Raw genomic sequence first — 13,819 nt, forward strand, 5'->3', positions numbered from 1 at the left:
ACAAAAAAGGCAGGACTTTTGTCCCAGTCTTTTTAAATCTGGACTACATTGAGTGTCATACCAAAAAGTTGCAATCTGATAATTTTTGGTCTATGATAAGAGTAATTTATATAAATGGGGTTATCTTATGTTAAATTTTGAAGAAGTTATCAGTCGGTTTGAAACGATTTCTGCAGTAGAAGCACGCAAGCGTATTGATTCCAAGGAAAAAGTTATTCTCTTTATCGGTCGTCCAACCTGTCCTTTCTGTCAGCGCTTTGCTCCAAAACTGGATAAGGTTGTTGCAGAAACAGGAGCGAAAGTTGTTTTTTTACTCAGTGATGATGCGACACAAATTGAAGCAATTCAAGATCTTCGCAATCGCTACGGTGTAGCTACTGTACCAGGTCTTTTAGTTGCAGAAAATGGTGCTGTTAAAGTGGTCTGTGATTCGTCACTCTCTGAAGATGATATTAAAGATTTCATCGCTTAAAAATCATAATTAGTTTAAAAAAACTCTTCTCAGTAGCTGATTGCTGTCTGGAAAGAGTTTTTAGTTTTGAAATATTTAATTTAAAATGCTTTATTTACCTCTGGGAATAGTTTTTCAACAACTCTGGTTGAAACAACTTGTCCTGGCCCTTCTGAGCAATAGGTGTGCATGTACATGAGTGGATTGAAATTCAGTTCAATGCAAGTAGCATTGGGCCGCTCTGGAGAATAAGCTAATCGGTAGTCGGGGATAATTAAATCAACCCCACAGACCCAGGCCCCAATGGCTTGGGTCATTTGACTAGCTAGGGTCAAGTAGCTTGGATGCATTTGCTCGGTCATATCAATAGAATCACCACCGGTAGAAATATTGGAATTCTCCCGCAAGTTGATCCGCACATCCTTATCGGGAATACTATGGATATTGTACCCTTGCTGTTCTAGCATCAACTTTTCGATTTCTCCAAGTTGAATTTTTTCGAGAGGTGAGCGATGATCGATACCTCTTAGAGGGCTACTGTTCTTCTCCTCTACAAGTTCAACGATAGTTGATTTCCCATCCCCGACGACATTGGCTGCCCGTCGCAGGAGGACAGCTTGGGTTTGACCATCGAGAACGAAAAAGCGGTATTCAGTCCCAGCTATATATTCCTCAACAAGAATGCTTTTGTCCTCGGCGAAGGCTAGCTCGACAGCTCTTTGGTAATCGCTTGGACTAGCACCATACCTAAAAATAGAAATTCCTAAACCGAAATTCGTGCTCTTGGGTTTGATGACAATAGGCTTGTCACGAAAGCGCGCGTAAGCCTCTAGGGCAGTATCAGGATAATCAAACTTGGCACCATCGGGGACAGGGAATCCATTTTGGCTGAGGAGTTTCTTGGTGACCGTTTTATTTTCCATGGCTAGTGGCACAATAAAACTATCTTTGGCTGTCATGTTCCCATTCTTAACATATTCAATATGTTGACCTACAGAAAGTTTTAAGAATTGATCATTTTCATCGAGAATTTCTAGGTTGATTCCCTTTTGGATAACATCGAACATGATGAGCTGGGTGGATAGTTCCATCGTTTCAAAGCCTTTGAGAGCATAAGGAGCTTGCCAGGCTAGGTCGCTGAATGTTTGCCCTTGTTTTTGGCCAAATTTTTCTAAAGACAGGTTATCAATATTCTTATAGAGACGACCACCGATTGTTAAATAAGGGTCAGCAAGCTGATCTTCGATTCTATCAACCAAATCACGGTAGTAGGTTTTTAGATGAAAATGTTCAATTAATGCACGTAGAGCCTCGATGATTAGTCGAGTGTTGGTCATCTCAGGTAGAGGTTCTAACGGATTAGCTATGGCAATCTTTTCATTCATTTGATGGGCTAGTTCCAGCTCTTGGTCAACCTCCAAAGGGGCTGGTAGCCAGAGCAGGGCTAAGGCTAAGAGATGAATAGTATCAAGAGTCTCTTGACTGATTCCGAGCGGTTCAAAAGGATTGAGGTCAAAACAACGAAATTCCAGATAGGTAATGCCTTGCTTCAGAAAATCTCGGCTGTATTTAGCACCGCGTAGGCGAACAGGAGAGTAAAATTCTTTTTCTGCAATCAAAGAGCCATCGGCGACACAGGATTCAATATCGGCAGTATACTGTTGGAGACTGCTGTAAGAGATTTTGACCTGATCCTTGTTGACATAGCCATACTGGCTATTGCGAATGGAGCGCATAGGGCGTTGGAAATCTTCATCAAAGAAGCCTTTTTCAGCGATTGGGCTCGCTCCATAAAGATAGGTTAAAAGCCAACGATACTTGATGAAATTTTGAGCTAGTTTCAAGTAGAGATCATTCTTGAATTCGAGGAAATCTTCATAATCGCTTTGTTCAAAAAGTTGGGACAAAAGGTCTTTACCCAGCCCAAAATTATAGTGAATCCCCGACATGGACTGAAGTCGCTTGCCATAGGTCTGAGCTAGGTGTTGACGATAGTGGCGTTCAAACTCATCATCTAGCTGGGCGATAACAATTTCTGCCTCACTGACTCGCGGAGGCATGGACAGAGGCCAGAGATAGTCTTCTTTAGACAGGGAACGTCCGGCAACATCGGTGATTGCCTTTAAAAAACGCCTAGCTTCTTGGGTGGAATGAGCGATTGGTGTGATTAGCTCTAACTGAGGCTCACTATAATCGGTCTGAATATAGGGGTGAAAGCTTCTCGCTCCCAAGACCGGAGGATGCTCCCTATGTGATAATTTTTGCGATTTTCGGTCGATGCGCAAACTTTCATGCTCTATCCCAAAAGTTCCTTCTAAGATTGGTAAATTGCTGGGACTGCCTTGTAAAAGGTTATCAAGATTCATAAGAGTGTTCTCCTTATGGATATTAATTGATGGCGATAATCTGAATAATAGCCCACTATACACTGAATCCCCCGTAAAAACAAACTTCCGCTATATTTTGATAAGAATTTTCGCGATACCCGAACTATCACTTTTTTGATTAAAGGCAGCAAAGTTCGGTTTTTGCTTGTAAAAAATAGAATATTTAGTCATCCCTTCATCTTTTGTTCATTTTATCTTGGTTTTCTTGAAAAATAATCAGAAATTTCTTATAATAAGGTGTTGTAGAAAACCGACAGGTGAGATTCCTGCGTCTTATTTCTAGAAAGGTAAGAGATCCCTATATTAGGGTTCTCCAAAGTATGAATATATGACATCAGTAGTAGTTGTAGGGACCCAATGGGGTGACGAAGGTAAAGGAAAGATTACTGATTTTTTGAGTCAGGATGCTGAGGTAGTCGCTCGTTATCAAGGTGGTGATAATGCTGGTCATACTATCGTGATTGATGGTAAAAAATTTAAACTACATTTGATTCCATCTGGTATCTTTTTCTCAGATAAGCTCTCTGTCATCGGTAATGGTGTTGTAATCAATCCCAAATCTTTAGTTGAAGAGTTGGACTATCTGCATAAAAAAGGAATCAATACAGATAATTTGCGCATCTCAGACCGTGCTCATGTGATTTTGCCTTACCATATTAAATTGGATCAGCTGCAGGAAGCTGCTAAGGGAGACAATAAGATTGGAACAACCAACAAGGGCATCGGTCCAGCTTATATGGACAAGGCTGCGCGTGTTGGTATTCGTATTGCGGATCTTTTGGATAAGGATATCTTTGAAGAGCGTTTGAAAACTAATTTAGCTGATAAGAATCGCCTCTTTAATAAGATGTATGAATGCGAAGAAATTGCCTTTGAAGACATCTTCCAAGAATATTATGACTACGGGCAACTAATTAAAAGATACGTGACAGACACATCCGTTATTCTTAATGATGCTTTAGACAAGGGCAAGCGTGTGCTTTTTGAAGGTGCTCAGGGTGTTATGCTTGATATTGATCAAGGCACCTATCCTTTTGTAACCTCATCCAACCCCGTAGCTGGTGGTGTCACTATTGGCTCTGGTGTTGGACCAAGTAAGATTAATAAGGTTGTCGGCGTCTGCAAGGCTTACACGAGCCGTGTTGGTGATGGCCCCTTCCCTACTGAACTCTTTGATCAGGTTGGCGATCGCATCCGTGAAATTGGTCATGAATATGGGACGACAACAGGTCGTCCGCGCCGTGTTGGTTGGTTTGACTCAGTGGTTATGCGTCACAGTCGCCGTGTCTCAGGAATTACCAATCTCAGTCTCAATTCTATTGATGTCCTTTCTGGACTTGATAGGGTTAAAATTTGTGTGGCCTATAATCTAGATGGTCAGCGGATTGATCACTATCCAGCAAGTTTAGAGCAACTCAAACGTTGTCAACCCATTTATGAAGAATTACCTGGCTGGTCAGAAGATATCACTGATTGTCGCAGTCTGGATGAACTTCCTGAAAATGCCCGTAACTATGTTCGCCGCGTTGGTGAATTGGTTGGTGTTCGGATTTCAACCTTCTCTGTTGGTCCAGATCGCGATCAAACTAATATTCTCGAAAGTGTTTGGGCGAATATTTAAAAAATGGATTATTATAATAAATAAGGAAAGAAGTCAGCATAATTTATGATGACTTCTTTCCTTATAGTTTTATCTTTTTGCCATAGTGACAAAGGTGAATTTATCTGGACGGTAGCTGATTGTTCCGTATTGAAAAAGCTGGCCGTTGGATAAATAAGTCATACTGGTAACGACAGCCACCATCTTGTAATCCCCTAAATCCATATTTTTAAGTTCTTCCTTGTTAGCATAGCGAAAGGAAATTTCACGTCTTGAATGGGTAATGCGCAAGCCTAACTGATTTTCTAAATATTGGTAAATAGAGCTCTCGGCAATCGTCTTGTTCAGATAAGGTACCACGCGCCGATCAAAGTAGGAGAGTTCAAATTCGATACGCTCTCCACCAATGATACGACTGCGGCCAACACGATAAAAATCCACGCTGTCATCTACCTTAAAGATATCCATGATTTCTTTTTCACCTTGGATAATATAGAGGTTATCTAATTGTGTTTGAATATCAAGGCTGTCATCGCGGTTGAGTTCATCTGAGGTCTTGATTTCAGAGAGATAATTATTTTTAGTCCGACCGTGTTCCATGACAATTGAATTGCGGCCACGCATCTTTTGAATGTAGCCGTCTAATTCTAGGAGTGAAAGCGCCTTGCGGATAGTATCTTTGGAAAAACCATAGACTTCCATCAGCTCATTCTCAGTTGGTAATTCCTGATTGGGCTGTAGACTCCCCTCTTCAATCTGTTTTTTGATGTCCTCATAGACTAATTTGTACTTACTCATAATATTAATTCCTTTGATAAGATAGTTTAATTTTACCATAAATTCTTTTAAAAAACAGCAGAATACGTATCCAGAAATTAATAATCAAAAGAATTACGTAAAACTATTGACAAAAGCAATCGCTTTCACTATAATAAAATAGCAAAAGTTCAGAAAGGATTAGAGATATGGCAAAACGAAAAAGTGGCGTCCTAATGCATATTACATCATTGGCTGGCAAACGGGGAATCGGCTCTTTCGGCCGGTCAGCTTATGACTTTGTTGATTTTTTGGTGGAGACCAAACAGACCTACTGGCAGATTTTACCGTTGACAACAACTAGTTATGGAGACTCCCCTTACCAATCTTTTTCAGCGATAGCAGGGAACACTAATCTCATTGATTTAGATTTTTTAATCGCGGATGGTTGGTTAAAAGAATCGGATCTGCAAGGTATTAATTTTGGAGATTATCCGGAGGAAGTGGACTACGGGCTTCTCTTCAGGGTGCGTAGACCCCTTTTAGAAAAAGCAGCTAGAACCTTTTTAGCAAATGCAAATGCGCTTGCTAATTTGGCTGCTTTTGAAGCAGAAAATAAGTCTTGGCTTCAAGATTATGCGGAGTTCATGGCCATCAAAGAGCACTTTGATCAAAAGGCACTACAAAATTGGGATGACAGCAAGGCTATTTTGCGCGATGAGAGTACACTGACTAAGCTTCGTCAGAACTTAGCAGAGATTATAGATTATCACAAGGTAACCCAGTTCTTTTTCTTTCAGCAATGGCAAGCCCTTAAGAGCTATGCGAATAAAGCGGGGATTCAAATTATTGGTGATATGCCCATCTATGTTTCTGCCGATAGTGTTGAAATGTGGACCATGCCTGAGCTCTTTAAAACAGATAGCAATCGTAAACCACTTTATGTTGCGGGTGTTCCTGCTGATGAGTTTAGTGATGAAGGTCAGTACTGGGGTAACCCTATCTACGATTGGCCGGCGCATAAGACCAGTGGCTACGCTTGGTGGATCTATCGCATTAAAGAAAGTCTTAAACTCTACGATCTAATTCGTATTGACCATTTTAAAGGCTTCTCGGATTTCTGGCAAGTTGATGCCAGCCAAAACACAGCCAGATATGGCAACTGGCAGCCTGGTCCAGGTTACGATCTCTTTCGTGCTATTAAAAATGAGTTGGGAGAGCTGCCAATCATTGCAGAAAACCTCGGCTATATTGATGAAAAAGCTGAAAAACTTTTGGCAGATACGGCTTTTCCGGGTATGAAGATTTTGGAATTTGGCCTGCAAGGGCCAGATGAGAACAACCTTGATTTGCCGCATTTTTATACAAGCAATTCCATCGCTTATACAGGAACGCATGACAATGAGGTAGTCCGAGGATGGTATGAAAATCTATCTGAGCAAGCGCGCATCTATACTGATGCTTACACTCATCGTTCGGCCGGAGAACCGGTCACTCAAGCCTTGCTTCGCACCTTATATGCCAGTGTCAGCGATGTTGTGATTGCTACGATGCAGGACATTTTGGACCTACCGGCCAACACTCGAATGAATACGCCTAATACTGTTGGCAACAACTGGAAATGGCGGATGACAACTGATCAATTAACCAGAGATCGCAAGGAATTTTTAAAAGAGATTACAGAACGTTACCATAGGGGGAGAACATTATGACAGTTACACAATTTATTGAAGAAAGTAAAGGAGCTAAATTAGCAGATCTCAGTGATAAAGATATTTATTTAGGGCTGATGGATTATGTTAAGGAGCGCTCTAGTCAACTGCCTAAAAATACTGCTAAACGCAAGGTTTACTATATCTCAGCAGAATTCCTCATCGGGAAACTGCTCTCCAACAATCTAATCAACCTCGGCATTTATCAAGAAGTCAAGGATGAATTAGCGGCAGCTGGAAAGTCTATCGCACAAATTGAGGATGCTGAGCTTGAGCCTTCTTTGGGGAATGGTGGTCTGGGACGGCTAGCTTCTTGCTTCATTGATTCCATGTCTACACTAGGTATCAATGGTGAAGGAGTTGGTTTAAACTATCACTGCGGTCTCTTCAAACAGGTCTTTCGCAATCATCAACAAGAAGCAGAAGCAAATTACTGGATTGAAGATGATTCTTGGTTGCTGCCAACGGATATTAGTTATGAAGTACCTTTTCGCGATTTCACTCTGAAATCCCGTCTGGATCGTATCGCTGTTTTGGGCTACCATAAGGACACTAAGAATTATCTTAATCTCTTTGATATTGATGGCTTGGATTATGGACTAATCCATGATGGTATTGCCTTTGATAAGACAGAAATTACTAAAAATTTGACTCTCTTCCTTTACCCAGATGACTCTGACCGCAACGGGGAACTTTTGCGGATCTATCAACAATATTTCATGGTGTCAAATGCTGCTCAGCTTCTAATTGATGAGGCCTTGGAACGTGGTTCTAACCTGCATGATCTAGCTGACTATGCCTATATTCAAATCAATGATACTCACCCTTCAATGGTTATTCCGGAATTGATTCGTCTTTTGACAGAAAAACATAGTATTGATTTTGATGAGGCTGTTACCATCGTCTCTAAGATGGTAGGCTATACCAATCATACTATTCTGGCTGAAGCTTTGGAAAAATGGCCTTTGGACTACCTCAATGAAGTTGTTCCTCAATTAGTAATAATCATTGAAAAACTTGATGCCTTGATTCGATCTAAAGTTAGTGACCCGGCTGTTCAAATTATCGATGATCAAAAGCGTGTCCATATGGCTAATATGGATATTCACTTCTCAACAAGTGTCAATGGTGTTGCGGCCTTACACACAGAGATTTTGAAATCTAGTGAATTAAAGCCTTTTTATGATCTCTATCCTGACAAATTCAACAACAAGACCAATGGGATTACCTTCCGCCGTTGGCTGGAATTTGCTAATCAAGATTTAGCTTCCTATATCAAAGAATTGATTGGAGACGATTACCTGAGCGATGCCACTAAATTAGAAAAGCTGTTGGCTTTTGCGGACGATGAGACAGTACAGAAGCGTTTAGCAGAGATTAAATTCCAAAATAAATTGGCTCTCAAGCGCTATCTTAAAGAAAATAAGGGCATTGATCTGGATGAAAACTCCATCATTGACACCCAGATTAAGCGTTTCCACGAATACAAACGCCAGCAAATGAATGCTCTCTACGTTATCCATAAGTATTTGGAAATTAAGCGGGGACACCTGCCGAAACGTAAGATTACAGTTATTTTCGGTGGTAAGGCAGCTCCAGCTTACATTATAGCGCAGGACATTATTCACTTAATTCTTAGCTTATCTGAACTAATCAATAATGATCCTGAGGTTAGCCCATATCTCAATGTTTACTTGGTTGAAAACTATAATGTAACAGTTGCTGAACATCTGATTCCAGCAACAGATATTTCTGAACAAATTTCCTTGGCTTCTAAAGAAGCTTCAGGAACTGGTAATATGAAGTTCATGCTCAATGGTGCCCTTACCCTTGGGACTATGGATGGTGCTAATGTAGAGATTGCTGAACTGGCTGGCAAGGATAATATTTATACTTTCGGTCAAGATTCTGACACCATCATTGATCTCTACACTAATCAGGCTTATGTTGCTAAAGACTATTATGAGGGCGACGAGGTTATTAAAGAAGCTGTGGACTTTATTGTCAGTCAAGACTTGTTAGCTATTGGCGATAGCAAACGATTAAAACGTCTTCATCAAGAGTTAGTCAATAAGGATTGGTTCATGACCTTGATTGACCTCAAAGACTATATTGCCGTTAAGGAAAAGATGTTAGCTGATTATCAAGACCAAAAGACTTGGAATCGCAAGGTGATTAAAAATATTGCCAGGGCTGGCTTCTTCTCATCAGATCGGACTATCGCTCAGTACAATGAAGATATCTGGCACAGTCATTAGGTCCTTAGTAATCAAAGGTTGATCGGGATAAATTACAGAAAAAAAGTCAAGAAATAAAAATAATTACGGAAAACATATTGACATAAGAAAACGTTTACATTATAATTGAACTATGATTTAGGAGAAAGGATGCTCAGATGAATCTATTAACCTTAAATGTTCATGCTTGGTTAGAGGAAGATCAAGAGGCGAAAATTCGGTATCTAGCGGATGTTATCGCAGAAAAAGATTACGATGTTATCGCGCTCCAAGAGGTTAACCAGAGCATCTCAGCTCCAAAGGTCATGGGAGAGGTGAGATCAGATAATTACGGAATAGTTTTACTCGACCTTCTTAAAGAAAAAGGGATCACCGATTATCATTATTATTGGTCGCCTTCTCATATTGGTTATGATGTTTATGAAGAAGGTGTCGCTCTTCTAACTAGGGATAAGGTTCTGGAAGTTGAAAATTTTTACACCTCTAAGAGTCAGGATATGCACACCATTGACTCACGCAAGATTATCAAACTTCAGCTAGAAGTTGATAATCAAGTCTTAGAAATTTACAGCTGCCACATGAATCTACCCAGCAGTCGGATTGAAAACCAGCAGGATAACCTCCAACGACTGGTTCAACATTCGGACTTTTCCGGTCTCAAGATTTTTTTAGGTGATTTTAATACCGACGCTATTGGTAGTCCGCAGGCCTACCAAGTGATTTTGGATCAGGGGCTGCTGGATACCTATCAGTTGGCTCAAGAGAAGGATGATGGTATCACCGCCTCTAAAGCTATTGATGGCTGGGCAGATCAGCTAGAAGGGAAACGTTTAGATTATGTCTTCCTCAACCAAGAGCGGTCGGTTTCAGCCAGTAGAGTCATCTTTAATAATCGTTATAAACAGGTCGTCTCAGATCATTTTGGTCTTGAGGTTACCATAAATATTTAAAAGGAGTAGCTTAAATGAAAAACATTAAAAGCTTAGCTAGCTTCGAATTTTGGCAAAAATTCGGTAAAAGTCTTATGGTGGTTATCGCTGTCATGCCTGCCGCAGGACTCATGATTAGCATCGGTAACTCACTTGCCTTGATTGATCCTAACAACACTTTGTTGGCACAGGTTTCCAATCTGATTGCCCAACTCGGTTGGGGATTCTTGAATAACCTGCACCTCTTATTTGCATTAGCTATCGGTGGTAGTTGGGCCAAGGAACGTGCTGGTGGTGCTTTTGCGGCTGGTATTGCCTTTATTCTTATCAACTTAATCACGGGTAATTTTTATGGTGTTACTATTGAAATGTTAGGTGATAAGAGTGATGCAACGGTTCATACAGTTTTTGGAGGAACTGTTCCCGTGGCTAACTACTTTATCAATGTTCTGGGACAACCAGCTCTTAACATGGGTGTTTTTGTTGGTATCATTGCTGGTTTTGTTGGTGCTACCGCCTATAACAAATACTACAACTATCGCAAACTCCCAGATGTGCTATCTTTCTTTAACGGAAAACGTTTCGTACCATTTGTTGTTATTTTACGTTCTCTTATTGTTGGTATTGTCTTGGCTATCTTCTGGCCTTTGGTTCAATCTGCTATAAATGGCTTCGGTCAATGGTTGGCCAACTCAAAAGATACAGCTCCATTCTTGGCGCCATTCCTCTATGGTACCTTGGAACGCTTGCTCTTACCTTTCGGATTGCACCATATGATTACCGTCCCAGTCAACTATACCTCACTGGGTGGAACTTACCATGCTATAGTTGATGGTAAGACTGTAACTGGGCAAGATCCTCTCTGGTTAGCTTGGATTACTGACCTTATCCATACTAAAAGTAGTGATCCAGATACTTATAAACATTTGTTGGCAACTGTAACACCAGCTCGCTTTAAAGTTGGTCAAATGATTGGCTCATCTGGTACGCTTATGGGACTGTCTCTTGCGATGTATCGCAACGTTGACCCTGATAAACGTAAAAAGTATTCAGCTATGTTTATTTCAACAGCAGCAGCAACCTTCTTGACAGGGGTTACCGAACCAATTGAGTTCATGTTCATGTTTGTTGCAATGCCACTCTACGCTGTTTATGCTGTTGTTCAAGGGATTACCTTTGCTCTTGCTGACCTTGTCCCTCTTCGTCTCCATTCGTTCGGGAACATTGAGTTACTTATCCGTACACCAATGGCTATTCAAGCAGGCCTTCTTGGAGATGTGATTAACTTTATTATTGTAAGTATTCTTTCAGGAGTCGTGATGTATTTCATCGCTGACTTCATGATTAAAAAATTCAATTACGCAACTCCAGGTCGTAATGGTAATTACGATGATATGGATGCAGCTGAAACAATTGATGCTGTTGGTAATCCAGAAACAGCTGATGCCAACTCACAAACCGTCCAAATCGTTAACCTCCTTGGTGGTGCATCTAATATCGAAGATGTAGATGCTTGTATGACTCGTCTTCGTGTCACCGTCAAAGATATGACTAAAGTCGGTAATGAAGATAACTGGAAAAAAGCTGGGGCTATGGGTCTGGTACTTAAAGACTCAGGTGTACAAGCTGTTTACGGTCCAAAAGCTGATATCTTAAAATCTGATATTCAAGACTTGCTTGATTCAGGTGTTGTTATTCCAAAAATTGATTTTTCAGATGTTCAAGAAGAAAGCACAGGCGCTGTTAATTACAAGGGCATCACTGAAGTTGTTGAAGCTGTTGCTGATGGTGAGGTTCTTTCAATCACAGATGTACATGATCAAGTCTTTGCTGGTAAGATGATGGGTGATGGTTTTGCTATTGAACCTGAAAATGGTAATGTCTTTTCTCCGGTAGCAGGTACTGTTACAACAGTTTTCCCTACTAAACACGCTTTTGGTCTCTTGACAGATGGGGGTCTTGAAGTTCTTGTTCATATTGGACTTGATACTGTTGCCCTTAATGGTGCGCCGTTCTCAGTTAAAGTTACTGAGGGACAACAGGTTAAAGCAGGTGACCTTCTTGCAGTAGTAGATCTTGATGCTGTTAAATCGGCAAATCGTGAAACTACAATTGTTGTGGCCTTCACTAATACCGCTGAAATCAAATCTGTAGAATTAACAAGAACAGGTGGAGTCACAGCTAATACAGCTGTTGCCAAAGTTGAACTTTAAAAAGCCTTATATTAAAGGCGATAAAGAGGTTGGTAATCCAGCCTTTTTATTATTCTCAAAGAATTTGTTAGGAAAGAATGAGAACCTATCTATAGAAAGGTTTTCTTGGAATTTATTACAGACTGAGCAAGGTGACAAGCCGCTTTTATTTTGTTAAAATAATGAAGCTAAATTAGAAGCTAAGAACTTTATTCTAGACTTCATACTATCAAGGAGCGGAACAGCAAAAAATATGACAGATTATCCTATCAAGTATCGCTTGATTAAAAAGGAAAAGCATACTGGAGCGCGCTTAGGAGAAATTATTACGCCTCATGGGACCTTTCTAACCCCTATGTTTATGCCGGTTGGAACTCAGGCAACTGTTAAGACACAATCACCAGAAGAACTTAAGGAGATGGGGGCAGGAATCATCCTTGCCAACACCTATCATTTGTGGCTGCGTCCTGGCGATGACTTGATTGCTGAAGCCGGTGGACTTCATAAATTTATGAATTGGAACCAAGCGATTCTTACTGATAGCGGTGGTTTTCAGGTTTATTCTTTGGCGGATAGCCGCAATATTACAGAAGAAGGTGTAACCTTTAAAAACCATTTGAATGGTGCCAAAATGTTTTTATCGCCCGAGAAGGCTATCTCAATTCAAAATAATTTGGGCTCAGATATTATGATGAGTTTTGACGAATGTCCGCAATTTTATCAGCCCTATGATTATGTTAAGAAGTCTATTGAGCGTACCAGTCGCTGGGCTGAGCGTGGTTTAAAGGCGCATCGTCGTCCCCATGATCAGGGTCTCTTTGGGATTGTACAAGGAGCAGGTTTTGAAGATTTACGACGTCAATCTGCGCGAGACTTGGTCAGCATGGATTTTCCGGGCTATTCTATCGGAGGCTTAGCAGTAGGAGAAACTCATGCAGAAATGAATGCCGTTTTAGACTTTACTACTCCACTTTTACCTGAAAATAAGCCTCGATATCTGATGGGGGTTGGTGCTCCCGATAGTTTAATTGATGGAGTGATTCGAGGAGTTGATATGTTTGACTGTGTTTTACCGACTCGCATTGCTCGTAACGGAACCTGTATGACTAGTCAAGGACGTTTAGTTGTGAAAAATGCAGTCTTTGCTAGAGATTTTGGTCCCTTGGATCCCGACTGTGATTGTTACACTTGCCGTAATTACAGCCGTGCTTATCTGCGTCATCTGCTTAAGGCCGATGAAACCTTCGGTATTCGCTTAACAAGTTATCACAATCTTTATTTCTTGATCAATCTGATGAAAAAGGTTCGTCAGGCTATTCTCGGCGATAACCTCTTAGAATTTCGTCAAGATTTTATTGAACGCTATGGTTATGGTAAAAATAATCGTAATTTTTAAATGATTTTTCTATTCTTAAAGCTGGAACTGCAGTCCAGTTTTTTTGAATTCCAATAGTTAACCATATATAATAAATTGGTTGACAAATAAATTCTAATACTTTATACTGCTAATAGATTAGTTAAGAAAGTATTAAGTAGACTAGCCTTAAAAAGGTTA

9 protein-coding genes are annotated in these 13,819 nt (G+C 40.5%); 7 read left to right on the forward strand and 2 right to left on the reverse strand.

From position 1 onward, the window contains the following. Nucleotides 1-127 precede the first annotated feature (127 nt). Nucleotides 128-472 (forward strand): thioredoxin domain-containing protein, encoded by a 345-nt coding sequence (locus tag ACFOSE_RS06140; RefSeq protein ID WP_380431694.1) that lies wholly within the window; start codon nt 128-130, stop codon nt 470-472. Nucleotides 473-552: 80 nt separating this feature from the next. On the opposite strand, the gene gshAB is transcribed toward ACFOSE_RS06140, so the two are convergent. Then, nucleotides 553-2,817 carry a bifunctional glutamate--cysteine ligase GshA/glutathione synthetase GshB gene (gene gshAB, locus ACFOSE_RS06145; RefSeq protein ID WP_380431696.1) on the reverse strand — a complete coding sequence of 755 codons (2,265 nt, stop codon included), beginning with the start codon at nt 2,815-2,817 and terminating at the stop codon, nt 553-555. 349 nt (nt 2,818-3,166) lie between these two features. On the opposite strand from gshAB, the gene ACFOSE_RS06150 reads away from it, so the two are divergent. Further along, nucleotides 3,167-4,459, forward strand: coding sequence for an adenylosuccinate synthase (locus ACFOSE_RS06150; protein ID WP_380431698.1), 1,293 nt, complete (start codon nt 3,167-3,169; stop codon nt 4,457-4,459). Between the two features lie 69 nt (nt 4,460-4,528). Here the strand turns inward: ACFOSE_RS06150 and ACFOSE_RS06155 are convergent, their stop codons facing one another. Continuing rightward, nucleotides 4,529-5,239, reverse strand: coding sequence for a UTRA domain-containing protein (locus ACFOSE_RS06155; protein WP_380431820.1), 711 nt, complete (start codon nt 5,237-5,239; stop codon nt 4,529-4,531). 164 nt (nt 5,240-5,403) lie between these two features. Between ACFOSE_RS06155 and malQ the strand changes: the two genes are divergently transcribed. From malQ to tgt, 5 genes are all read left to right on the forward strand, one after another. Further along, a complete protein-coding gene (malQ, locus tag ACFOSE_RS06160) occupies nt 5,404-6,906 on the forward strand; it encodes a 4-alpha-glucanotransferase (protein WP_380431700.1) in 1,503 nt (500 codons plus the stop codon). Beyond that, complete coding sequence (gene glgP, locus ACFOSE_RS06165) at nt 6,903-9,164, forward strand: glycogen/starch/alpha-glucan family phosphorylase (protein ID WP_380431702.1); 2,262 nt, start codon at nt 6,903-6,905, stop codon at nt 9,162-9,164. The genes malQ and glgP overlap by 4 nt, the downstream gene beginning before the upstream one ends. Nucleotides 9,165-9,301: 137 nt before the next feature. Further along, nucleotides 9,302-10,093, forward strand: coding sequence for an endonuclease/exonuclease/phosphatase family protein (locus ACFOSE_RS06170; protein WP_380431704.1), 792 nt, complete (start codon nt 9,302-9,304; stop codon nt 10,091-10,093). A 14-nt stretch (nt 10,094-10,107) separates the two neighbouring features. Beyond that, nucleotides 10,108-12,285 (forward strand): PTS transporter subunit IIBC, encoded by a 2,178-nt coding sequence (locus ACFOSE_RS06175; protein ID WP_380431706.1) that lies wholly within the window; start codon nt 10,108-10,110, stop codon nt 12,283-12,285. 232 nt (nt 12,286-12,517) lie between these two features. Next, the gene (gene tgt, locus ACFOSE_RS06180) at nt 12,518-13,660 is read left to right on the forward strand and encodes a tRNA guanosine(34) transglycosylase Tgt (RefSeq protein ID WP_380431708.1); all 1,143 of its coding nucleotides are present in this window, start codon (nt 12,518-12,520) and stop codon (nt 13,658-13,660) included. The last annotated feature ends 159 nt before the right edge of the window (nt 13,661-13,819 follow it).

It is taken from the genome of Streptococcus dentapri (genome assembly GCF_042649885.1).
In the GTDB taxonomy this organism is placed as follows: domain Bacteria; phylum Bacillota; class Bacilli; order Lactobacillales; family Streptococcaceae; genus Streptococcus; species Streptococcus dentapri.